Origin of the sequence: Nostoc sp. UCD121 (assembly GCF_014222285.1) — a bacterium.
Lineage (GTDB): Bacteria > Cyanobacteriota > Cyanobacteriia > Cyanobacteriales > Nostocaceae > Nostoc.
On record NZ_JACKZS010000057.1, the window covers coordinates 1 to 21,120 of the forward strand.

18 protein-coding genes and 22 tRNA genes are annotated in these 21,120 nt (G+C 42.6%); 34 read left to right on the top strand and 6 right to left on the bottom strand.

Annotation, left to right across the window (positions count from 1 at the left end; genetic code table 11):
• Nucleotides 1-279: 279 nt before the first annotated feature.
• Nucleotides 280-684, top strand: coding sequence for a nuclease A inhibitor family protein (locus GNF10_RS14350; RefSeq protein ID WP_185580262.1), 405 nt, complete (start codon nucleotides 280-282; stop codon nucleotides 682-684).
• Nucleotides 685-689: 5 nt separating this feature from the next.
• Here GNF10_RS14350 and GNF10_RS14355 read toward each other — a convergent pair whose 3' ends face one another.
• Nucleotides 690-1,556, bottom strand: a complete 867-nt coding sequence (locus GNF10_RS14355; RefSeq protein WP_185580263.1) for a DNA/RNA non-specific endonuclease — start codon at nucleotides 1,554-1,556, stop codon at nucleotides 690-692.
• A gap of 208 nt (nucleotides 1,557-1,764) precedes the next feature.
• Between GNF10_RS14355 and GNF10_RS14360 the strand changes: the two genes are divergently transcribed.
• From GNF10_RS14360 to GNF10_RS14380, 5 genes are all read left to right on the top strand, one after another.
• Complete coding sequence (locus GNF10_RS14360; RefSeq protein ID WP_185580264.1) at nucleotides 1,765-2,280, top strand: hypothetical protein; 516 nt, start codon at nucleotides 1,765-1,767, stop codon at nucleotides 2,278-2,280.
• A 174-nt stretch (nucleotides 2,281-2,454) separates the two neighbouring features.
• Nucleotides 2,455-3,540 (top strand): site-specific integrase, encoded by a 1,086-nt coding sequence (locus GNF10_RS14365; RefSeq protein WP_185580265.1) that lies wholly within the window; start codon nucleotides 2,455-2,457, stop codon nucleotides 3,538-3,540.
• A gap of 94 nt (nucleotides 3,541-3,634) precedes the next feature.
• The gene (locus GNF10_RS14370; protein ID WP_104902485.1) at nucleotides 3,635-3,865 is read left to right on the top strand and encodes a hypothetical protein; all 231 of its coding nucleotides are present in this window, start codon (nucleotides 3,635-3,637) and stop codon (nucleotides 3,863-3,865) included.
• Nucleotides 3,866-3,974: 109 nt separating this feature from the next.
• Nucleotides 3,975-4,271: an HNH endonuclease gene (locus GNF10_RS14375; protein WP_114084167.1), complete on the top strand. Its 297-nt coding sequence runs from the start codon at nucleotides 3,975-3,977 to the stop codon at nucleotides 4,269-4,271.
• A gap of 6 nt (nucleotides 4,272-4,277) precedes the next feature.
• Entirely contained in the window at nucleotides 4,278-4,520 is a 243-nt protein-coding gene (locus GNF10_RS14380) for a hypothetical protein (protein WP_104902482.1), read from the top strand.
• Nucleotides 4,521-4,971: 451 nt separating this feature from the next.
• Here the strand turns inward: GNF10_RS14380 and GNF10_RS14385 are convergent, their stop codons facing one another.
• Together GNF10_RS14385 and GNF10_RS14390 are read right to left on the bottom strand one after the other, a co-directional pair.
• Nucleotides 4,972-5,373 (bottom strand): hypothetical protein, encoded by a 402-nt coding sequence (locus tag GNF10_RS14385; RefSeq protein ID WP_185580266.1) that lies wholly within the window; start codon nucleotides 5,371-5,373, stop codon nucleotides 4,972-4,974.
• A gap of 298 nt (nucleotides 5,374-5,671) precedes the next feature.
• On the bottom strand, nucleotides 5,672-5,878 hold the full coding sequence (locus GNF10_RS14390) for a hypothetical protein (RefSeq protein WP_100904372.1): 207 nt from the start codon (nucleotides 5,876-5,878) through the stop codon (nucleotides 5,672-5,674).
• A gap of 323 nt (nucleotides 5,879-6,201) precedes the next feature.
• On the opposite strand from GNF10_RS14390, the gene GNF10_RS14395 reads away from it, so the two are divergent.
• The 24 genes from GNF10_RS14395 to GNF10_RS14510 all read left to right on the top strand — a co-directional run bounded on the left by GNF10_RS14395 (nucleotide 6,202) and on the right by GNF10_RS14510 (nucleotide 10,124).
• Entirely contained in the window at nucleotides 6,202-6,723 is a 522-nt protein-coding gene (locus GNF10_RS14395; protein ID WP_185580267.1) for an N-acetyltransferase, read from the top strand.
• Between the two features lie 673 nt (nucleotides 6,724-7,396).
• Nucleotides 7,397-7,918 (top strand): HNH endonuclease, encoded by a 522-nt coding sequence (locus tag GNF10_RS14400; protein WP_185580268.1) that lies wholly within the window; start codon nucleotides 7,397-7,399, stop codon nucleotides 7,916-7,918.
• A gap of 201 nt (nucleotides 7,919-8,119) precedes the next feature.
• Nucleotides 8,120-8,195 (top strand) — tRNA-Asp (locus GNF10_RS14405).
• An 85-nt stretch (nucleotides 8,196-8,280) separates the two neighbouring features.
• Nucleotides 8,281-8,355 (top strand) — tRNA-Cys (locus GNF10_RS14410).
• A gap of 5 nt (nucleotides 8,356-8,360) precedes the next feature.
• Nucleotides 8,361-8,435: transfer RNA gene (locus tag GNF10_RS14415), tRNA-Ile, on the top strand.
• Between the two features lie 2 nt (nucleotides 8,436-8,437).
• Nucleotides 8,438-8,508, top strand: a tRNA-Trp gene (locus tag GNF10_RS14420).
• Nucleotides 8,509-8,660: 152 nt separating this feature from the next.
• A tRNA-Glu gene (locus GNF10_RS14425) sits at nucleotides 8,661-8,737 on the top strand.
• 7 nt (nucleotides 8,738-8,744) lie between these two features.
• A tRNA-Tyr gene (locus GNF10_RS14430) sits at nucleotides 8,745-8,825 on the top strand.
• Between the two features lie 4 nt (nucleotides 8,826-8,829).
• Nucleotides 8,830-8,914, top strand: a tRNA-Ser gene (locus GNF10_RS14435).
• Nucleotides 8,915-8,919: 5 nt separating this feature from the next.
• Nucleotides 8,920-8,993 (top strand) — tRNA-Arg (locus tag GNF10_RS14440).
• 6 nt (nucleotides 8,994-8,999) lie between these two features.
• Nucleotides 9,000-9,073, top strand: a tRNA-Phe gene (locus tag GNF10_RS14445).
• Between the two features lie 9 nt (nucleotides 9,074-9,082).
• A tRNA-Asn gene (locus GNF10_RS14450) sits at nucleotides 9,083-9,157 on the top strand.
• 5 nt (nucleotides 9,158-9,162) lie between these two features.
• Nucleotides 9,163-9,240 (top strand) — tRNA-Gln (locus GNF10_RS14455).
• Nucleotides 9,241-9,245: 5 nt separating this feature from the next.
• A tRNA-Gln gene (locus tag GNF10_RS14460) sits at nucleotides 9,246-9,318 on the top strand.
• Between the two features lie 6 nt (nucleotides 9,319-9,324).
• Nucleotides 9,325-9,398 (top strand) — tRNA-Pro (locus tag GNF10_RS14465).
• 5 nt (nucleotides 9,399-9,403) lie between these two features.
• A tRNA-Lys gene (locus GNF10_RS14470) sits at nucleotides 9,404-9,476 on the top strand.
• Between the two features lie 4 nt (nucleotides 9,477-9,480).
• Nucleotides 9,481-9,554, top strand: a tRNA-Leu gene (locus GNF10_RS14475).
• Nucleotides 9,555-9,564: 10 nt separating this feature from the next.
• Nucleotides 9,565-9,637, top strand: a tRNA-Thr gene (locus GNF10_RS14480).
• A gap of 5 nt (nucleotides 9,638-9,642) precedes the next feature.
• A tRNA-Gly gene (locus GNF10_RS14485) sits at nucleotides 9,643-9,713 on the top strand.
• A 5-nt stretch (nucleotides 9,714-9,718) separates the two neighbouring features.
• A tRNA-Val gene (locus tag GNF10_RS14490) sits at nucleotides 9,719-9,794 on the top strand.
• A 6-nt stretch (nucleotides 9,795-9,800) separates the two neighbouring features.
• Nucleotides 9,801-9,876 (top strand) — tRNA-Arg (locus GNF10_RS14495).
• Between the two features lie 3 nt (nucleotides 9,877-9,879).
• Nucleotides 9,880-9,953 (top strand) — tRNA-Ala (locus GNF10_RS14500).
• 6 nt (nucleotides 9,954-9,959) lie between these two features.
• Nucleotides 9,960-10,033 (top strand) — tRNA-His (locus tag GNF10_RS14505).
• 8 nt (nucleotides 10,034-10,041) lie between these two features.
• Nucleotides 10,042-10,124, top strand: a tRNA-Ser gene (locus GNF10_RS14510).
• Nucleotides 10,125-10,227: 103 nt separating this feature from the next.
• Here the strand turns inward: GNF10_RS14510 and GNF10_RS14515 are convergent.
• Nucleotides 10,228-10,944, bottom strand: coding sequence for an iron-containing redox enzyme family protein (locus tag GNF10_RS14515; RefSeq protein ID WP_094344841.1), 717 nt, complete (start codon nucleotides 10,942-10,944; stop codon nucleotides 10,228-10,230).
• Nucleotides 10,945-11,168: 224 nt separating this feature from the next.
• Here GNF10_RS14515 and GNF10_RS14520 point away from each other — a divergent pair, with 224 nt between their 5' ends.
• From GNF10_RS14520 to GNF10_RS14530, 3 genes are all read left to right on the top strand, one after another.
• The gene (locus GNF10_RS14520) at nucleotides 11,169-11,642 is read left to right on the top strand and encodes a shikimate kinase (protein WP_185580269.1); all 474 of its coding nucleotides are present in this window, start codon (nucleotides 11,169-11,171) and stop codon (nucleotides 11,640-11,642) included.
• Nucleotides 11,643-11,889: 247 nt separating this feature from the next.
• On the top strand, nucleotides 11,890-12,531 hold the full coding sequence (locus tag GNF10_RS14525; RefSeq protein WP_179076743.1) for an AAA family ATPase: 642 nt from the start codon (nucleotides 11,890-11,892) through the stop codon (nucleotides 12,529-12,531).
• Nucleotides 12,518-13,450 carry a ParB/RepB/Spo0J family partition protein gene (locus GNF10_RS14530; RefSeq protein ID WP_094344844.1) on the top strand — a complete coding sequence of 311 codons (933 nt, stop codon included), beginning with the start codon at nucleotides 12,518-12,520 and terminating at the stop codon, nucleotides 13,448-13,450. Before GNF10_RS14525 ends, GNF10_RS14530 begins: the two co-directional genes overlap by 14 nt.
• Nucleotides 13,451-13,472: 22 nt before the next feature.
• On the opposite strand, the gene GNF10_RS14535 is transcribed toward GNF10_RS14530, so the two are convergent.
• Together GNF10_RS14535 and GNF10_RS14540 are read right to left on the bottom strand one after the other, a co-directional pair.
• Nucleotides 13,473-13,703: a hypothetical protein gene (locus GNF10_RS14535; protein WP_094344845.1), complete on the bottom strand. Its 231-nt coding sequence runs from the start codon at nucleotides 13,701-13,703 to the stop codon at nucleotides 13,473-13,475.
• 209 nt (nucleotides 13,704-13,912) lie between these two features.
• The gene (locus GNF10_RS14540; RefSeq protein WP_185580270.1) at nucleotides 13,913-14,719 is read right to left on the bottom strand and encodes an aldo/keto reductase; all 807 of its coding nucleotides are present in this window, start codon (nucleotides 14,717-14,719) and stop codon (nucleotides 13,913-13,915) included.
• 644 nt (nucleotides 14,720-15,363) lie between these two features.
• Between GNF10_RS14540 and GNF10_RS14545 the strand changes: the two genes are divergently transcribed.
• Nucleotides 15,364-20,862: an ATP-binding sensor histidine kinase gene (locus GNF10_RS14545; protein WP_185591905.1), complete on the top strand. Its 5,499-nt coding sequence runs from the start codon at nucleotides 15,364-15,366 to the stop codon at nucleotides 20,860-20,862.
• Nucleotides 20,863-21,120 lie beyond the last annotated feature (258 nt).

The following is a 21,120-nucleotide window of genomic DNA, read 5'->3' on the forward strand; positions in this document are numbered from 1 at the left end:
TTTCGAGAGTGCCTTCAGGTACAAGCAGCGTTTTTAGCTGTTTTTTGTTCTCGTAAACTACACGCGAACAAAATATTCTTTATTCCACCATCTATTTTCTCTTAACCGAGCAGTATTGGATGCCCTCGCTGCAATGCTGAGTTTGACCGGGACTGGTCAGCACGGGTGCATTGGGATTGCCCAAATTCAGAATGCGGCTGGATGGATGACTCGATATAGGGTTTTTCAGCTTTTGGGATGATACAAGAGTGAGGTGCGATTGCCCTATGATGATGGCTTATGACTAAAACTAATTCAGAAATCCTAGACCAGCTAAAACTTGCATCTGACGGCTTGTTATTTATGAGCGAATCCGAGTATCCGTTTGAAGTTTTTCTTTGGGAAGATATCACACCTGTGACACCCCAAAAAGTTGTGCAGCAGACAAATCATCCTCAAGATACACCCATTAAAATTGTGGAGATTGACGATTTTTTTCAAGTGGCAACGACAGAAGAAGATTGGCATGAGGAAGAAGAGAAAGCAACCGTAAAACGATTTCAAGCTCTTGTGCAGACACTCAAAGAAAACCTGACTAATTTGCAGGTATATCGCCTCGGCAACAAAGAGATTGATGTTTATGTAGTTGGTCAAACCCCGGCGCTAAATTTAGCGGGGATTTCCACAAAAGTTGTTGAAACTTGACTTGCTTACAAATTATCTACCTTGCTTTCAATAACTTCTTGGATATTTGGGGAAATATTAGAGAGAAAATCATAGCCTGTCAAATTTTCGAGTTGGTCAACGCTGACTTTATAAGCTCTCCAATCGTTGTTGATTTCTTGCTCGTTGGGTATGTTCACCGCAATGACACGAGTGCTTGCAGTAATACCATTAAGTCCAGAGCCAGGATTATCTAGTACGACAACTATCTTCCAAGTTGATTTGGGAACTGTCACCTTACCTTTAAGGGGTTCGCCAAGACTGCCAAAAGGCCCAGCTACGATATACAGTTCTTTTCCCTGGCTTACCAGTTCTCGGCAATAGTCTTCTAAATTACCCCAAGTGTTCCGGTTGTTGTCCGGTGTCTGCGGCATCATGTTGGTCATGAGGAAAGTTGAGGAATTATCCTCTACTGTTAGAGAGCGGTCTGCTGATGGCACAATATGTCCTCGGTCATATCCTGAACCAGAGTACATAGAAGGAGTTATCCGCACCCAACCCGCAGGCAAAGTATTATCAGGGCGAAAGTTATCTTGACGCTCTGCTTTCCCTAGCCATGACTTATTTAACTGCCAGCTTGCCCAGTTGGGAGTTCCCTTGCTTCGGTTGTAAGAGACTACATATTGTGTTTTAACCAGCAGATAATTATCAGGAGTATCCACCAGGGCGACCGCATTGCTGGGATTTCCCAAAAGCAGGTTAGCGCTGGTTGAGGGTTTAGTAGGTACAATCGGCGTTGCCTGCAATGGTTTTTCTGTTGTTGGGGTTTGGGTTTGCGCTGGCGAACAACCCAGCAGAGCAATTAATACAGTAGCAACAGCCAAAGCCTGAAAACGACTGATGATTAAACGCATAAATTTTAGATACTATCGTAGATTAATTTAATCATCATCATTTTTGGGGCGATTTCCAGATTTTGACTACAAGAGCGTAGCTTGCTGCCGTAGGCATCGCGTTTCCTCTCTACGAGACACTGCGTGAACGCTTGAAAATTCTTGTGGGCGATCGCTCCTTATCGCTTTGGCTCTACAATCAGTTCATTGCTATCAAAATTGATATCAAATGACTCAACAAAAGTTCCCACCAAGCGAAATGATTCGCGTTCCTACTGCCCTAATTCCAGTAGTCAGAGAACTATCGCGGCTGCATCGCCAAGGGCATACAATTGCCTTGCTGAAAGGCTTGGAAGAATTGCTCTCTGGGTTTGATAGCAATATTGATATCGATGTTGCCCCAAGCAGTAAATCGGTTTTGCAGCTGGAGTTGAAGCTAGAAACCAAGCTCGACGCAATGACCAAAAAGCTGGAACTCATCGAACGGGCTATTTCATCAAATAGATACAACAGTCAACCTAAACAAAGAAGACAAGCGCACCCATACCAACAGCCCCAAGTCGAACTGCTTGCATTACCTCCTGAAAATCTAGCACCGCGACTAGGTTTAAGTCCGTCGAGCCTCGCACCGGAACGAGAAAAACTCACTACCAAAGAATTTATCAGTTGGACTCGTAACCGCGACCCCAGAGGCATAGGTTGGGAATGGAATGCAAAAGATGGACTTTACCATCCAGTGAAATAATTTCAAGTGCCTAAATGCTACAGCTTGAACACAAAAAACGGGGTGTTGCTTGACCACAAATAATGGAGCAAGCAGTTAAGCACATCCACGGCGTTGTCGTAGAATATAAAAGCTTCCTGAAACCTCACTTCCAGGAAGTAAAATGTTTATCTGAGCGTAACTCTTATTTCCCAAATGGATGTTACTAATATTGAGGTGGCGCAGGTCGAAATTCTCTCTACTACTCCACAACCAAGTGTAATTAAAAACACTAATCCTCAAGTAACGCCGGAGTTGGTGTCGGAGGTAATTCGGCAATATTATTACCGCACGCCTGCGGTTGCTAATGATGAGGAGTTAATTTTGGCTTGGGCGGGGTCGCAAAACCGCGAACAAACCAAGCGAAAATACTACCGATTTGGTCAAAAATTGCTCGATTGGGTACGTAATGAAGGTATACCTGATTTAAGATTGCTACAGCAACCATTGTTACTAGAATTTATTGCTAGTTGGGGTGAGGTTTCCCCTTATACTAAATCTAACCGAGTGCTGATATTGCGATCGCTGTGGAGCTATGGGAGCGGGGAGAGTATTGGCTATTTTTTGCGGAATATTGCAAGTAGTATAAATTACGACAATTTCAGTAATTTACCGAAGGCAGAGCGATATCTAGAAGATTTCGAGATGAAGAAGCTAGCTGATGCAGCCAAACAGTTAGGGGGGCAGCATTGGTTGGTTTTCTGTCTGCTTTTTTACAGTGGGATGCGGGTTGGCGAGGTTGGTCGCGTGACGGTTCCGGGTAACGAACCGGGTAAACCCAAGGAAGATTATCCGGGTTTATATTGGCACAATTTTAAATGGCAGCCAGACCCGACACCGGATGATAGGCAAAGGGGGTATTACACGATTAAGTTTCGGGGGAAGGGGGGAAAGTACCGGGAGATAGGGTTAGACCACGAGACATCATCGCAGTTTAAGAAGTACCGGGGTATGGCTGGTGACAAAATGCCAGTGTTCCCTAATATGTCACCTGATCCAAAAAAACGGGGTCTGCCATTGAGCGATCGCTCGATTAAAAGTTTGATTCAAGACATATCTGAAGTAGCCAAAGTAAAATTTTCTTGTCACTGGCTCAGGCATTCTCACGCAACGAGAGCGGTGGATTATAAGAATGTTTTTGAGGTGCAAAATCAGTTGGGGCATAGTAAAACCGATACAACCAAGGCTTATGTCCGCACAAAAAAAGATGCAGGCACGGGTACAGTGTTGCCGAGGTTTTGATTGGTTGATAATTCCATAAACGGCTGACTGATAGCAGCGCTTTGTATTTGCCAGATGATGATGAGTGATGTGGTGATTAGTTCTGGAGGGAAATATGAAAGTTTCATTTGAAAAAACTTACCCAAATATTGCTCGTTGGGTAGATGAGCATGAAGGCTGGATTGAAATTGGTTATGACGTAGATAGTCCTCTCAATTCTTTTGTACGCGCACTCGATTGTGGTGGAATGTTTTGGCAGGGAAAAGAAAGTTATGAAAGTATAGATGCAGCACTGCAAGATTTAAATGCGGGGCTAGAAGCTGTATTAAAAGATATTTATGGCTAGTAGCGATGCCTGCGGCGGGCGGAGCCATCGCCTATATGAATGAATTTGGTTAAGCTTTCGTACTGCTAGAAAGCATTACAATTGGTCAAGCTTTAGTTTAATTAGACTGATGACGTTTACCCATTCTCTATATCCAGATAATTGGTCAGAAATTGCCACTTCAGTTAAACAACAAGCCCAGTGGCGTTGTCAAAAATGCGGGTTACAGTGCATCGCCCCTGGTGAAAAAACATCACATCTAACACGCTCAAAACGCAGAGTGTACACCCTACAGGTACATCATTGGGACAGAAATCCGGCAAATAACCACAGAGGCAACCTTATAGCTCTTTGCAGTGGTTGTCACCTTCATTACCATCAAGGTGGTAAATCAAATGTAACACCTGGGCAGTTATCTTTGTGGTAGGTAAGTATGGATGATGATACTCAAGAACTAATCGCTATCCAAGAAGAACTAGAGCGACTGGGCGATCGCTTAAGAAAGATTTTTCCGTCAACTCATCCCCAATTTGATGACGTTTTTGAAGACGTTGGCGCGGCTGGATATTATCTTCGTGAAGCTGGTTATCGTCTGGAATCAGTTCTTAAAACCGTACAAGGTGATAGCGCAGCCTCTTCGAGTCATCGAGCGTCTGAAGAAACTGAAATTGAGTAAAATTTCCTATCCTCAGACAAGCCAGCGCTCAAAGACTAAGGGATATCCGCAGACGGGAGCAACTACGAGTAAGTTTTGAGCGACACCGATAGCGTAGCGTTAGCGACGCAGGAGCGTCACAGCCCGCCGCAGGCATCGCTCCACCATTTTTCTTAAAGGATAATAGAGCGATCTCTCTTAAACCAAAAACCCAGTTACGATGACTGGGCTTTTGATGGGGTTATATTCCCCAAGGGCTATTAATAGAAGTTATTTATAAGTCGCTGTTCTAATAAGGACTACACCGCCTAGATAGCGAATTCCAGAAAACTAGAACCTTTTCATAGACGCGCAACGCTCCTTCACCTATCACCAAGGAGCAATTTACAAGCGAACGCAAGTAGTGTGTGTCTGCACCAGAGGAAAGTTAGCGTAAGCGCAGCCCCCCGCAGGTATCGCCTTATTCTTTTAACTAGTAATGCTGCTGTAGCAAGGGGTAGAGTGCTGCTGCAATTATCTCGAATTGTTCACCATCTGGATAGGGACAAGCAATTTCTTCTCCATCTTCATTGCTCCAAGATTTAGAATTGTAATCAAAAGTTAATATCGCTCTTCGCCACCATGCAGATAGGGAGAGCCGATTGTTTCCATAACCAACTGTGAAATCTATTTTTTTATCACGGTAAAAATCATCAATTGGATTTGATGGGCGGTTGCGTGAACTAACAAATTCCTCTGTATAGTATCCTTGGAATTCGATATCAATAAAATTATTTACAATTTGATAAATTAGCTTGAACCGCCTGTGTGGATAGTACTGTGCGGCAATTTGAGATGCTGCCAGTTCAAGTTCTAGTGGTAGTGTTTGCATCATTTTTAAGTGCTTGCAGTTTTTGTATTCTACCTTTATAAGGTATGTGAATACTCCTTCATTTTCTGAGAGGATAAAAAGCGATGCCTACGGCGGCAAGCAACACCATTAATTCAATTCTGCTCAATATTATTAATATCTTCTTCCCAAACGATAATTTTTATATTTTCCATCTCTTTAAAACACTCATCTTCTAATAAGCAAAAGGTGTCATTTGGTAGAAGTCTCAGCCAAATTTTAATTAGGATTTTCATATTATTGCAGGATTTAGACTGTGGAGCTTGCTGCCGTGGGCATCGCACTAATCATTAACCAAAAAGTGGTTATCTGATTTACAAAAAATTAGCTCACATCCAAACTCAACAACATACACCTTTGTTAATTCAAACTTTTCTGACCTTTCAGTAAATAAACAAGTAACTGTTTTTTCTTCTTCTCTGCCAGAATTACAATATTTAAATGTTCCTGTAATAACTCTAGATTTTGTGGGCTTGTCTTCATCCATCATATTTCTCCATTTATTAGAGGAAATTGTAGGGCGATCGCTTTACAACTTTATTCAGTGTTGGATATGTCGGGCTTATTGTCAAAAGCAGTTATGTAGCTTGCGTTAATACTGTTTAAAGTAAGCGATTGCTCTCCTCACTATACGGTTCACACTTGACAATATCTAAGGGTGCGATCGCTCACTGTACTGTGAAAAGTTCAATTCTAAAAGCCTTGCTGGGACTAAGTTTTAGATGATTAATTTCCTTTTTCCTGGTTTATATCGATTAATTAAACTTGGTACTATAGTTTTGAAAAATAACTTGTGATTAAAGGGGAATATGAATGGCGATTGCTATTCGACAAGCTCGTGACGACGAACTTGAAGCGCTGATTCCGATACTACTGTTGGCAGAACAATCGGAGCGTGCGCTGCGATGGGGACTTGCTAACCTCGTCGATGTTGTATATCGCATGGACGACAGCGAACACTTGGTTGGTGCAGCAACCATGAAATGGCGCAGCGACCCCTGCGAAATTATGGAACTTGGTATAGCCCCTGAGTTTCAAAGGCAAGGTTTAGGTAAAGAGTTCGTTGCTTGGTTGATTCAAGAGGCGAGGCAACGCGGCAAGAGACAGATACTCGTCGGCACGTCTAATTCAAGTATCGCCAACATTGCTTTTTATCAAAAGTGCGGATTTCGGATGGATCATGTGCGCCAGGACTACTTTTGGTATTTACCTGAGCCAAGCTACGAAAACAGCATTCAGATTCAGGACTTGCTCGTATTTCGTTTCGATTTGGTGCCATCCTCAACTAAGAAAAACAAACTGAAAGAGGAAAAGCAAATTAGGTATGAAAACTAAGGGTATAATTAGTTCTTCGGGATGAAGAGGGAGAATGGCAGCAATAATGGTTCCCACTTAAATCTGCCTGCTCACCGAAAAATTTACAGTTAACCGACTTCAAGGCAAAGGCAACAATATCTTAATCATCAAAAAAGTCGATGCCTGTAGCGATGGTATGTCAGATAAAGAGTATCCATACTCGGCAATTTTTATCCTGGGGAATAAGGTTTTAGAAGGTTGTGCTGAGAAAAAATGATGCCCCATCTGCAAATTTAGCCTTTACCGCCAAGGCATTCACGCAGCGTTCGCCCGTCCCCAGAATTGTGCAGTAGACAAACGTATACTACAACTGTATTATTGATACAAGTCCCAATTACAAATACTACAAACCTTCAATGATAAGCAGATTCTCCTCAACCATTAGCAGCGTGATACATTGCCGACCCAACAAGGGTTTAGGCAGAGTATTCGCGCTGTTTGCGTTTGAGGAAATGTATTGTTTTGTCGGCAGTAAATTGCAGCGTGAAAGTATTTTTGAAGCGATTACCGGATGGCTGAATCTAGATCAACTTATCCAAAGCGGGAGGTGCAAATGTCTTACAGCACCGACATAGGGCAAAAAGTATCAACTACCTGACCCCCGCTCCTGATGACCAGAGGCGGGGGTTATTTTTTGAGGAGTGAATCAGTGATGCAAGCTCAACCACACATATTACAAAATTCGGTGGTGGTCTTCTCTAAGAACTACCTACCACTGGCACGTATCAACATTAAACGAGCAATCGTGCTGTTAGTCACAGGTCAGGCAGAATCGTTGGATTTTGGCAGTACAAAGCAGTGGGAAGTACGCTCACCCAGTGTTGTACTACAAGTTCCCGAACATATTCGCTTGACTATGGGTAATCCCGAACGCCACTGGAAAGTACCACCTGTAAATCGGCGTGAAGTACTCAAGCGAGACAACCACACTTGCCAATACTGCGGCAGCAGCAAGTGTCTGACGCTCGACCATGTAATTCCCCGCTCAAAAGGTGGGCAGCACAGTTGGGACAACGTTGTAACAGCGTGTGAGAAGTGTAATTCAATCAAGAGCGATCGCTTACCGCATGAAGCTGGAATGGTACTCAAAAGCAAGCCTAAAGCCCCAATTCACCCAGCAATTGCGTTTGCCGAACAGTTTTGGAACGCACAACGCCTGAGTGAATCTGAGTAATTTACTTCAAACTCAATCAGAGAGGGCAATACCGCGATTACATCACAATGTCCTCTCACTTCTTCTCAAAATTTTGTAGTATGCCCTTGACACCTTGTACTACATTATGTAGTATATATGTAGTGAAGCACTACAGCCTCTCAAAAAGGCATAGCGCAAACACTTCTGAACCATGAAAACTAAATAATTGCCATCCAACGTGGGGGTGTAGCTTAGTCTGGTTTAAAGCAGTCGCCTGTCGAGCGAAAGATCGTGGGTTCAAATCCAATCACCCCCGTGTAGCCTTGTGGACAAATAGACAAGTCGTTCTGATTCTCAGTCAGAGAGAAGCGGGTGCAACTCCCGTCAAGGCTTCTAAATGTGTCCGAGTAGCCAAGTGGGAAGGCGTTGATCTGCAAAATCAATCATCGTGGGTTCAATCCCCACCTCGGACTCCAAACGTTGCAGTGTAACCTAACGGCAAGGTACTCGGCTCATAACCGAGGATATGTGGGTTCAACTCCCACCTCTGCGACCAATGCAGGGATAGTGTAACGGCAGCATAAGGGTCTCCAAAACCTTTGGTCTGGGTTCAAATCCTAGTCTCTGCGTTCTACTGCGTACTCCAACATAAGAAGCTTACAAACTGGTTAATCGGTCTAAAAACCGAAGTAGGTTCGACTCCTACAGTCTCCGCCAAACCAAACCTGGAGGCTGTTAAAAACAGCTTCTCAAACTTGTATGTAGTAGAAATCTCACTCTTGGTGCAGAAGGGAAGTGGCCGAGCGGCACGTCTTTCAAGCGTGTAATTAGCGGGTTCAAGTCCCGTCTGCACTACCAAATTTATGGGTCGGCTCGCCTACTGGTGTGGGCAACGGTCTGTAAAACCGCCGCGTTTGCGTTGCTGGTTCAATTCCAGCCCGGCCCATTATGGAGAGATTGCTATTGGCAGGGCAAGCTGTTTGCTAAACAGTCGTGGATGTAAGTCCACTGTGGGTTCAACTCCCTCTCTCTCCGCCTTTGAGAACGTGGTGTAACTGGATAACATCTCAGATTACGAAACTGAAGATTGAGAGTTCAAGTCTCTCCGTTCTCGCCTTATCCCCCGGTAGCTCAGTTGGTAGTAGCGCCTGTCTGAAGAACAGGAGGTCATCCGTTCAATCCGGATCTGGGGGACTGGCACATTGCCTCATAGCTCAATGGCAGAGCAACGCGCTGTTAACGCGGGGGTTGTAGGTTCAAGTCCTACTGGGGCAGCCATTCATTGCCGAGTGGACGACTGGGAAAGTCGCGCTCGTCTCTGAATCATAGAGATGTTGGTTCAACTCCAACCTCGGCAGCCAATTATTGCCCTGTGGTGTAACTGGCAACATCCCTCGCTTTGAACGAGGAGATTCCAGGTTCAAATCCTGGCAGGGCAGTATTATCCGGGTGTGGTGTAGCTTGGCAGCACTCCTGTTTTGGGAACAGGCGGTCGTAGGTTCAAATCCTACCACTCGGATTCGTGGGTCGTTAGCTCAATGGCTAGAGTTCCCGCCTTTTAAGCGGAGTGATCAGAGTTCGAGTCTCTGGCGACCCACCTTGCCCCTGTGATGCAATTGGAAGACATGATCCGCTTAAAACGGGTTTTCTACAGGTTCAAGCCCTGTCAGGGGTACTATCAAAATGCTGGTGTAGCTCAATTGGCAGAGCAACTGATTTGTAATCAGTAGGTTGCAGGTTCAACTCCTGTCACCAGCTTCAATGCGATTGTGGTGTAATGGCAGCATCAGAGTCTTCCAAACTCACGGTACGAGTTCGAGTCTCGTCAATCGCTCTTTTAGCCCTGTAACTCAGTTGGGAGAGTGCCTCTCTTACAAAGAGGAAGTCGCGGGTTCAATCCCTGCCGGGGCTACCAATTTATGGGAGTGTCGCCTAATGGATAAGGCAACCGTCTTCTAAACGGTTTTATATAGGTTCAAATCCTGTCACTCCTGCCACATGGGGTCATAGCTCAATTGGCTAGAGCGCCTGCCTTGCAAGCAGGAGGTTATGGGTTCAAGTCCCATTGATTCCATTGATGGTGTCTGAAGCCAAAGTGGTCGCGGCGCTGGTTTGTGGAACCAGTCATAACGGGTTCAAGTCCCGCCAGACACCCCTTATATGGAAGATGCTGCTCAAGGGAGGGCAACTAGTCTTGAAAACTAGAGCAGGGTAACACCTGGGGGTTCAATTCCTCCATCTTCCGCTTTCCACCAGAAGCCGAAAAGCGAGGCGCTGTGCTGATAACACAGATATAGGAGGGGCAGTACCTCTCTGGTGGATTCCCTTTTCTATCGGCTCAATACCAACTAGGATTTTCCCTTATAACTACCCAATTCTATAGGTGTAGGAAGTTGGGGTTTGTGTTCTACTGGCATTCCACTCCAAGAGTATAATAACTGGTTAAAAAGGCTGAACACTTCCCACATAGTATGAGTATATCCTCTGCCACACAATGAATTGCGCTCACATTCTGGGATTAACTCAAGCCCTAAAGTTTGATGTTCCATATCTGATTCTTGATGAACCAACCAATAACCTTTAGGGGTCAATCCTACTTCGGCTAGTTTAGGGTTGACAATGGCATAGAAGTCGTAAGCAAGCCCCTCTGCCACCAAATTCAGCGTAATAATCTGATGTGCTATCGATTCACGCATCACAGAGCGGATAAAATAAGACCCTAACGCTAAAGTTTCAAATGTTGGTGGTATTGAAGTTAGTTGTTCATCAGGAGCTAGTAAGCCAGATTCACGCATCCAATCAGCTAGTTCTTCAGGGTGCGTCACTTCTTCAGCAGCGTGTTCGCCAAAAGCATCACGAAAACGTGCATCGTGGCAGCTACCATAACGTAACGCCACTGCTGCTGTAAAGTCGCAGGATAAATAATACAGTTGTCTGATCCATTGAAAGTCTGAAGGTGAAGAAGCCAAATTTACTGTTTTGTAAAACAGATTGCGTTTAGTAATGTTTCGATATTCTTGCACTAGCTCTATTAGCCATTGCATAGGTATCGTGTGAGTCAACATAGCAACTCCTTTTTCTCACCATTTAATTAAGTGAGAAATTATCTTATATTTCTATTAAAGCTATTATTTTAAATTTTAGTAATCAATGTCTTTACAAAAAAATCATAATATGCATAAAGATGTAGTCCGATTGACAGCAGCAGATTGTATTTACGAGATGATAAGTAAGAGTGTGATGCTCCACAGAAACCACTCTTGCGATCGCTATTAATTAAATCATTGTTATGCATCGATTTTTAATATTTGGCAATTCTGGTTCTGGCAAAAGTACTCTTGCCAATAAACTTGGCAAAGACTTCGGCATTCCAGTTCTCGATCTCGATACTATTGCATGGGAAGCAAACCAAATTGCCATACGGCGTAATCACGAACATTCAGTTAGGGATCTACAAGACTTCATAGAAAATAATACTGCTTGGGTAATTGAAGGTTGCTATACTACGCTACTCAAAATTGCTCTTGAATTCTCAACTGAAATTTATTTCCTCAATCCTGGCATTGATAAGTGTCTTGAAAATAACCGCAATCGCCCTTGGGAAGTGCATAAATTCCAATCGCCTGAAGAACAGGCACAAACTTTTGATTTTTTACAGAATTGGATTCAACAATATTATGAACGCGATGATGAATTCGGTTATTCATCCCATCGCTCAATATTTCATCAATTTAACGGCATAAAGCATGAAATTACCAGATGAGCCAATAATGCCATTGCATGAGAAGTTCGCACAATTAACTTCACTGATTTTCACAAAAGCATTTCCACCAATAACGTTATTGGCAAAGGGCCTATCTAATGGGATGCGATGGCTGCGGCGGGCAAAGCCATCGCAGTACTATCAAGTCATCTCAAAAAAAAACTGATACTATTACTGCTAAATAGTGAAAATTAATTGCGACAGATACAAGCGCAATAGTAAATTGAGCAAGACTTTAAAAAAAATTATGATTATTGGGTTAACAAACCAGAAGGGGGGCGCTGGTAAAACTACTGTATCTGGTCATCTGGCGTATTGGTTAAGCCAACGCGGAACAGTGATGATTGTGGATGCAGATGCACAGCAGAGTAGTACTAACTGGATGAAAGACCTGCAACTGCCGTGTAAAACAATGATAGACCCGGATGATTTATTTGATGAACTGCCGACTTTAGCAGAACAATATGATGCTGTAGTTGTAGACGGGCCAGGTAGCCTAAGTGAAACAACCAAGGCAATTTTATCTAGATGTGACCTAGCCCTAGTACCCTGTAAACCAGCAGGTCTAGATATGCACAGTACATCAAAAATGGTAAGAATTTTGCGGCAGGCAAGAGAACTGCGAGGTGGTATGCCCCATGTTGGTTTATTTTTAAATCACGCAAAAAAAGGAACTGTATTACTCAAAGATGCCCAAAGAGCATTATCAGAAAAAAACACAGGGTTTCCTTTACTAAAAACAATGGTGTATGACTTACAGGTAATTGCTGATGCACCAGGGCAAGGCACGACGGTTTGGGAACTACCAGGAGCAACAGCTAAACGCGCCGCCAAAGATTTTGAGGCACTTTTTACCGAAGCCTTGGGAGTAACCAATGGCAAGAGATAGAAGAATGGTAGAAGAGTTTATCTTTAGGGATGATGCTAACCAAACTAAGGCGACTATGCCCCTAAGTTTGATTGTGCTGCCTAAAGCAGAACTGCGGTACTACATCGACCCAGAAGAGGTAGACAAAATTGTTGCTACTGCCAGAAAAAACGGCATTCTAGAACCACTTTTAGTCCGTCCTATCCCTGGCAGTGACAAACATGAGGTAGTAGCAGGGGCAAAACGCTACAGAGCAGGACACATTCTGGAATTGGTAGAAGTCCCTGTAGTCATTCGTCAACTCAATGATGAAGATGCTCTAGAAATTGCCCTCATAGAAAACTTCGCTCGTTCGGGACTCACTGACCTTGAAGAAACTGATGGGATTGTGCGACTTTTGGCTGTCAAATTAAAAATTTCACCCCAAGAAGTACCACCACTGCTACATCACATTCAAAACCAACAGCGTGGTAGAACTGCTGCCAATAACGTTATTGGCAATGATGTCATTAGTGTAGTGGAGGAGGTTTTGACCTCGCTCGGCAATATTAAACTAGACTCTTTTATCAGCAATCGTTTGCCATTGCTCAATTTGCCCAGTGACATTTTAGAGGTATTACGTCAGGGGAAACTGGAGACAAGTAAAGCCAAAGCGATCGCACGAGTTGGTGATGAAAAAACAAGAAAACAATTCTTAGAAGATGCGATCGCTTACAATCTCTCACTGAGCGAAATCAAGCGTAAGATTCAAGAAATTGAGCAGCAGTCTAAATCAGAGTCATCAAAGCAAACAGAATCAGCATCCATAAAAGACCGCGTTGATGATACTTTTCAACGTTTCAAAAAAGCGAAAGTGTGGGATGATCCGAAGAAAAAATCCAAAGTAGAGAAGTTGTTAGCTCAGTTAGATGCACTGATGCAAGGCGACAACCCAAAGTAAACCAATGTGGTAATTCTCGAAACTATTCAATTTGCTCTCTTAAGGATGGCGACATAATCATTAGTCCTCGGACAACCTCTTCAGGTGTGGCTGTGCCATTGATTACCTTTGGTATAATCGCCATCACTTCTAAAGCTAAATTGGTGGGAATTCCCCTTGCTTCTAACCGCTTCAACTCTAAAATGTCAATCCCTGCTGCCAATCCCTCTAAATACTCTTCTACACTCACTCCCAAGTTTTCAATTTCCGACATGGGTATAATTGGTTTTTTGTTTGACTTCTATATTCAAGCATCTATTACATGGCTATCTTACAGATGGATCATGTCAAAGTGCGACGCTGCGAGGTATGCCTGAGCAACAGCTACTGAGCCAAATTTCCTCTAAGAAAAAGGTCTGCATCCCAGTCAAATCCCAATATGGTTTCGTGTTATGCGATCGCTCCCCTCAACCATTCCACCTCTCAAACCCATTGAGTATCAAATGCGTCTTGCCCATTACCATAAATCAAGTTCCCGTATGAGTGCCATTTAGCTACTTCTTCGGCTTCAATTTGGGGCGCTTGCAGAACAGCGAGATTTTCTTCTAATTGCTGCCTAGTTTTGGGGGCGGTGAGCGCCAGACGCACCCCTGGATGATTTAGTGTATAGCGATAACAGTCTGCTGCCGTAGGTAACTTTCCGTGCCAGTTGTGATGCCCTTTGAGTAACGTTCCCCAGCGCGTGCAAGTGAATGCCACCACGGGAATACTAGCTTTTTGAGCAGCAGGTAAAACGTTTTGTTCAGCCTGACGATGTGCCATATTGTAGCGGTGCATCAACACATCACACTGATGACGTTCTATCATTTCTAAAGCAATAGCTCGATTGTGTGTGGTAACTCCCACGTAGCGCACAAGTCCTTTATCTTTCCACGAATAAAGTTCACCAAGCAACGCCTGAACCTGAGCCATGTCGTCACCAGGGGAGACATATTCAATAAAAAATACATTCACCTGCTCGACATCTAGGCGATAGCGCACAGAGTCGAGGTAAAGGCGTAAAGATTGTATATCTCGGTTTTCACTCCCCGTTGCCACCAAGACCTGCTCACGGTTTGTTAGCAAGAGAGATTTTAAGCCACCCAAAAAGTTTTCAGATTCCAAATTGTAAAAGAAAAAGTAATTGATTCCAGCTTCAAATGCCAACAAAACAGTTGCAGCATCTATCGACTGTTGCCCTGCCAAACCGAGAATACTTGCTGGTTGTCCTTGTAGCGTTGATAATTCCACGGTCAACTACCCGACTTCTTACTTTGAGTGTATTACGCCAATAGGGTGCTAGTGAGGACATCATCAATGAATGTTAATTTTGGGGCGTGAGCCTCCAAATTCGGGGTCTTTCTACGGCAGGCGGTCGTCTGGTTGCATGAGCGATTTGGTGAAGCTGGAGCAGAACGAGCAGCGATAGCAAAAAGTCGGTATCCGGCAAGCTTGGCGTGCGAACAGAAAACGGGTTTGAGGTAGTTGATGCTGGGGTTCAAATCTTTGAAAAGAAAGCGAAAGAGCCTAAACCAGATGTAGCGGCGGCTGAAGCTGGCGCAAGTTAATAGATGTGTCTCTTCATTCATGTTCAATGAAAGGAAGAGCGTGGATGCTAAGGCATTTGTTCATCTTTGGGTATAAGCTGCCATTAAAGATACTTAAGGCTTTTGGAGTAGATTGAAAGAAGAATATCTTAGTGAGAGCCGCAGTTTACAATCATAAAAGCAATTCAAAAAATTACACATTTTAACTTTGTCCGCATGACAATTACGAACGATACACAGCAGTTATTAGTTAATAATCACCAGATAAGACCGACAGATCCATTAGAATATCGTGCAATTGGTCGGCTTTGGGAATACTAAATCCAGAAATTATCAAGATTTAGCAGTATGCTTAACACTCTTGTCAGTATTCCTGGGTATCCCATCAGTGAAGAACTTTACAACGGTTCCAGAACCCTAGTTTATCGCGGTTATCGAGATACTGACTCATTACCTGTAGTTATCAAGCTGCTGAAAAATCCCTATCCCAGCTTCAGCGAACTAGTACAGTTTCGCAATCAATATACCATTGCCAAAAATCTCAACTCACCTCTAATCATCGCCACCTACAGTCTGGAAACCTACCAAAATGGCTATGCGTTGGTGATGGAAGACTTTGGTGGAATTTCTTTAAAAGATTATTTCACCCGTGTAGAGACGCGATATATCGTGTCTCTACAGGAGTTTTTAGAGATTGCGATCGCACTCTGCAACACCTTAGATATACTCTACCGCGAGCGAATTATTCATAAAGACATCAAACCCGCCAATATTTTAATTAACCCAGAAACTAAACAAGTCAAATTAATCGACTTTAGTATTGCATCTTTACTACCACGGGAAACCCAAACACTAATCAATCCCAATGTATTAGAAGGGACACTAGCTTATATTTCCCCAGAACAAACAGGAAGGATGAATCGGGGAATTGACTACCGCACAGATTTCTATTCTTTGGGTGTGACATTCTACGAATTACTTACGGGAGAATTGCCATTTCAATCAAATGATCCAATGGAGTTGGTGCATTGTCATATTGCAAAACAACCTCCTTCAGTTATTAGAGATGAGATACCGCAGGTGATTTCAGATATCGTCATGAAATTGATGGCAAAAAATGCGGAAGACAGATATCAGAGTGTATTGGGATTGAAGTTTGATTTGGAAAAATGTTTACATCAGCTACAAGTTGATGGTAAATTAGATAATTTTGAGATTGCACAGAGAGATGTGTGCGATCGCTTCATCATTCCTGATAAACTCTATGGGCGAGAAGCCGAAGTAGAAACCTTACTGCAAACCTTTGAGAGAGTAAGCCTTGGTGCAACAGAAATGATGCTGGTAGCAGGTTTTTCTGGGATTGGAAAAACTGCGATTGTCAACGAGGTTCATAAACCGATTGTTAGACAACGTGGTTATTTTATCAAAGGTAAATATGACCAATTTCAACGGAATATTCCATTTTCTGCCTTTGTGCAAGCCTTCCAGGATTTAATGGGGCAATTGCTAACAGAAAGTGACGTTCAAATTCAGCAATGGAAAAATAAAATATTATCAGCAGTTGGCGAAAATGGACAGGTAATTATTGAAGTCATCCCCGAATTATCAAAAATTATTGGTGAACAAGCACCCGCCATAGAATTATCAGGAACTGCGGCACAAAATAGATTTAATTTATTATTTCAAAAATTCACTCAAGTCTTTACCAGTGCTGAACATCCCTTAGTAATGTTCCTTGATGATTTACAATGGGCAGATTCAGCATCGCTGAAATTAATCCAGTTATTAATGGCTGATACAAATTATCTTTTATTAATTGGTGCATACCGTGATAATGAAGTAGATCCGGGACATCCATTAATATTGACTTTGAGTGAAATTCAAAAAAACCAAGCAACGATTAATACGATTACTTTAGCACCACTGAGTCAAGTAAAAGTGAATCAATTAGTTGCTGACACACTCAAATGTCCAGAAAATTTGGCATTGACTCTTTCTCAACTAGTATCTCAAAAAACTCAAGGCAACCCGTTTTTTGCCACTCAGTTTCTCAAAGCATTGCATCAAGAAAACCTCATTCAATTTGATTTTGATTCAGGCTTTTGGCAATGTGACATAGCACAAGTGATAACTCTTGCAGTTACAGATGATGTTGTGGCTTTCATGGGTTTTCAATTGCGAAAATTACCACCATCAACCCAACAAGCGTTGCAGTTAGCTGCTTGTATTGGCAACCAGTTTGATTTAGCAACTTTGGCAATTGTTTCGGAAAAATCAGAGGTGGATACGGCTGCGGATTTATGGAAGGCATTACAAGAAGGGTTAATTTTACCGATTAGTGATGTTTATAAGTTTTACCTCAGTCAAGAAACCCTTGCACATCCATCAGAAAATCAAGAAACTGTCACCTACAAATTCTTGCACGATCGCGTCCAGCAAGCCGCCTATTCTCTAATTCCTGAAGAGCAAAAAAACGCCACTCATCTCAAAATTGGTCAATTACTACAGCAAAATTCCTCAGAGCTAGAACTTGAAGAAAAATTATTTGATATTGTCAACCATTTGAATATGGGGCAATCCCTGATTACTCCGGTTGTAGAACGTAATGCATTAGCCCAACTCAATCTGGCGGCGGGACGTAAGGCAAAATTAGCCACTGCATATAGTGCCGCGATCGCCTATTTCACAACTGGAATGGAATTGCTCCCCCCAGATGCTTGGCAATCCCACTATGAATTAACCCTTGCGCTCCATGAATCCACAGCAGAGGTTGCCTACTTAATTGGGCAGTTTGAACAAATGGAGGCGATCGCTAACCTTACCCTCCAACACGCCAAAACTCTCTTAGATAAAATCACCACCTACGAGACTCAGATTCAAGCATCGGTATCCCAGAATCGGTCTGTAGAATCGGTGCAGATTGCCTTGCATGTCCTCAAGCAGCTCGGTATCCAGTTGCCCAAAACCCCCACCCTACCTCAAACTTTGCTGGGGTTAGCCAAAACTAAACTGATTTTAGGGCGTAAAAACCCCTCTGACTTGCTGAATCTGCCCACCATGTCCCATCCTGAGAAATTAGCAGCGATGCGGATTCTGACCAGTGCCACAAATGCTGCATTCTTTAGTAGTCCGGCACTATTTCCCCTGTTGATATTCCAGCAAGTAAACTTATCTGTCCAGTATGGTAATACCCCTTTATCTGCCTATGCCTATGCTTGCTATGGCACCCTTTTATGTGGCGCATTGATCGATATTGATGGCGGCTATAAATTTGGGCAGTTGGCATTACAAGTTTTAGAGAAATTCAATGCTAGATATCTCCAAGCCAAAGTTTTATTTATTACGAATATTACTATTCTGTACTGGAAACAACACCTCCGCTCCACTTTACTGGGACTTCAGAAAAGCTACCAAGTTGGTTTGGAAACTGGCGATTTAGAATATGCTGCCAACTCTGCTGCTGTACGGGGAGAAAATCTGTATTGGAGTGGACAAGAACTCTCTGATTTAGCTCAAACTCTCCGTTATTACACCGAAGTGATGAGCCAGTTGAAGCAAGATAACGTTTTGATTTTTATTAATATTTATCATCAAGTAGTGCTTAATTTAACTGGAGAATCTCCTAATCCCAGCTCTCTTGATGGTTCAGTCTATTCAGAAGCTCAGAATAGGAGCCAAGAAGCAATAGATAATCAGACTGGGGTATTTTACTACTATCTCAATCAGACTTGTTTGAGCTATTTATTTGGTGAATTTGCCCAGGCAGTTAAACAAGCCGATATTGTTAAACAATACCTAGTTAGGGGTACATCTCTAGCTAATAATATTCCTTTCCATCTCTACGATTCCCTAGCCAGACTAGCACTATACCCTACGGCAACTAAAGTACAGCAAAAGCAAATCCTGCGCCGCGTCACTCAGAACCAGAAAAAGTTGCAAAAGTGGGCTGGCTTTGCCCCGATGAATTTGGTGCATAAATTGCATCTAATTGAGGCAGAACGGTATCGAGTTCTAGGACAATTGGCGCAAGCTCAGGAAATGTACGATCGAGCGATCGCTGGGGCCAAAGAAAATCAATACCTTAACGAAGAAGCACTGGCAAATGAACTGGCGGCTAAATTCTATCTAGCTTGGGGCAAAGAAAAAATAGCTCAAGTATATATGCATGATGCCTATTACTGTTACGCCCGTTGGGGAGCAAAAGCCAAAGTTGACCACTTAGAAAAATGCTACCCGCAACTACTTACTTCCGTCCTAGACCGAGAAAATACTGAGCTTAGTCGGCGTAGTATGAAAACAAGTATTCAACCCACTGAGACCATTGCTTATACCAGTCGAGGAAATCCCTCACTTCTAGATTTATCCACAATTATGAAAGCGTCTCAAGCTATTGCTGGAGAAATTGAATTAGAGAAATTACTCTCTACTTTAATGCAAGTGGTTCTGGTTAATGCTGGAGCGCAAAAGGGGACATTGATTTTGTCCAAGAATGGAAATTTATTAATTGCCGCCCAAGCTAGTCGTCAGACTGATGCCGAAGAATTAAACTGGAACTCGTTACAATTAATTCCCCTAGAGTCTAGTTCAGAAACTCCCCACAGCCTAATTTATTACGCAGCCCGAACCCAAGAAACTTTGGTATTTGATGATGTGACTGTTGATCCGCAATTTGCCCAGGATAACTACATTAAAACCCAGCAGCCAAAAAGTGTCTTATGTTTGCCTATTATTAACCAAGGAAAACTTATAGGTTTACTCTACTTGGAAAATAATTTAATGAAAGGAGCCTTTACTGGCGATCGCTTAGAAGTTCTCAAGCTCCTCGCTACACAATCTGCTATTTCCCTAGAAAATGCTCAACTTTATCATAGTTTAGAAGAATCTAACCAAACCTTAGAGCAGAAAGTCACCCAAAGAACGCAAGAACTCCATGACAAAAATCAGTCTTTGCGGGAAACGATCCAAGCATTAAAGCAAGCCCAGTTGCGATTAATTCAAACCGAAAAAATGTCTAGTCTAGGACAAATGGTGGCGGGAATTGCCCATGAAATTAATAATCCGATTAGCTTTATTTCAGGTAATTTAGGTCATGCCGATAGTTATACACAAGACCTCATTGATTTGGTAGAAACTTGTCAACAGGAGTTGCCCTCCTTAAATAATAAAGTGCAATCGAAGTTTCAAGAGATAGATATTGATTTTATTAAGCAAGACCTAAAAAAAATATTCGGTTCTATGCAGAATGGCAGCGCTCGCATTCGGAATTTGATCCTTTCGCTTCGCAACTTTGCCCGCCTTGATGAGTCGGAGGTGAAATTAGTAAATATCCATGAGGGAATCGATAATACCTTAGTATTGTTACAGCATCGCCTCAATGCTCGGAGCGATGACCCAGCAATTAAAGTGATTAAAGATTATGGCAATCTACCACTGATAAGCTGCTATGCCAGTCAGTTAAATCAAGTATTTATGAATGTTCTTATTAATGCGATCGACTCTTTGGAGTCACACTACGTGATCGATGCCTTAGAAGAATCATTAGTTACTTCTAATAAATCTGAACAAAGCAAAACTAAGCCTCTCCAAATCCATATTTATACTGAGTTAATTAACAATCAGTGGATATCAATTAGAATTGTTGATAATGGAGTGGGTATGACTGAGAAGGTACAGCAACAAATCTTCAATCCTTTTTTTACTACTAAGCCAGTTGGCAGTGGCACGGGATTGGGATTATCAATTAGTTATCAGATTATTGTAGATATGCACAAAGGAAATTTAATCTGTAATTCTACTCTAGGAAAAGGAACAGAATTTACTATCCAAATTCCTTTAAAAGCTATGTAATTTCAATTACACTTTTTGACCATTTGTTTACTACCAAAGCCCAAAGACAGCTATGGAAGCGGGGGTGCTGTCGGATTGAGAATTTGAAAAAGCTGCCAATGGGAGTAAGCAATGGTTAACGGTGTAAATAGCGATTTTATTGAAAAGTTGTTGTGAAGCGATTTTGAAGAAAAGGTAATCACCGAAGACATCCACCGATAGCTCATTGTAAGATGGGCATATATACAGAAATCCTTATAGCGAACTCTCATTATTCAA

Bases quoted from the DNA above. Each gene is read 5' to 3' on its own strand.
- GNF10_RS14370 (WP_104902485.1), top strand. From the start codon at position 3,635: ATGAAAGTTTCATTTGAAAAAACTTACCCAAATATTGCTCGTTGGGTA.
- GNF10_RS14350 (WP_185580262.1), top strand. From the start codon at position 280: ATGACTAAAACTAATTCAGAAATCCTAGACCAGCTAAAACTTGCATCT.
- GNF10_RS14530 (WP_094344844.1), top strand. From the start codon at position 12,518: ATGGCAAGAGATAGAAGAATGGTAGAAGAGTTTATCTTTAGGGATGAT.
- GNF10_RS14380 (WP_104902482.1), top strand. From the start codon at position 4,278: ATGGATGATGATACTCAAGAACTAATCGCTATCCAAGAAGAACTAGAG.
- GNF10_RS14395 (WP_185580267.1), top strand. From the start codon at position 6,202: ATGGCGATTGCTATTCGACAAGCTCGTGACGACGAACTTGAAGCGCTG.
- GNF10_RS14400 (WP_185580268.1), top strand. From the start codon at position 7,397: ATGCAAGCTCAACCACACATATTACAAAATTCGGTGGTGGTCTTCTCT.
- GNF10_RS14375 (WP_114084167.1), top strand. From the start codon at position 3,975: ATGACGTTTACCCATTCTCTATATCCAGATAATTGGTCAGAAATTGCC.
- GNF10_RS14525 (WP_179076743.1), top strand. From the start codon at position 11,890: ATGATTATTGGGTTAACAAACCAGAAGGGGGGCGCTGGTAAAACTACT.
- GNF10_RS14515 (WP_094344841.1), bottom strand. From the start codon at position 10,944: ATGTTGACTCACACGATACCTATGCAATGGCTAATAGAGCTAGTGCAA.
- GNF10_RS14355 (WP_185580263.1), bottom strand. From the start codon at position 1,556: ATGCGTTTAATCATCAGTCGTTTTCAGGCTTTGGCTGTTGCTACTGTA.
- GNF10_RS14385 (WP_185580266.1), bottom strand. From the start codon at position 5,373: ATGATGCAAACACTACCACTAGAACTTGAACTGGCAGCATCTCAAATT.
- GNF10_RS14360 (WP_185580264.1), top strand. From the start codon at position 1,765: ATGACTCAACAAAAGTTCCCACCAAGCGAAATGATTCGCGTTCCTACT.
- GNF10_RS14535 (WP_094344845.1), bottom strand. From the start codon at position 13,703: ATGTCGGAAATTGAAAACTTGGGAGTGAGTGTAGAAGAGTATTTAGAG.
- GNF10_RS14390 (WP_100904372.1), bottom strand. From the start codon at position 5,878: ATGATGGATGAAGACAAGCCCACAAAATCTAGAGTTATTACAGGAACA.
- GNF10_RS14365 (WP_185580265.1), top strand. From the start codon at position 2,455: ATGGATGTTACTAATATTGAGGTGGCGCAGGTCGAAATTCTCTCTACT.
- GNF10_RS14545 (WP_185591905.1), top strand. From the start codon at position 15,364: ATGCTTAACACTCTTGTCAGTATTCCTGGGTATCCCATCAGTGAAGAA.
- GNF10_RS14520 (WP_185580269.1), top strand. From the start codon at position 11,169: ATGCATCGATTTTTAATATTTGGCAATTCTGGTTCTGGCAAAAGTACT.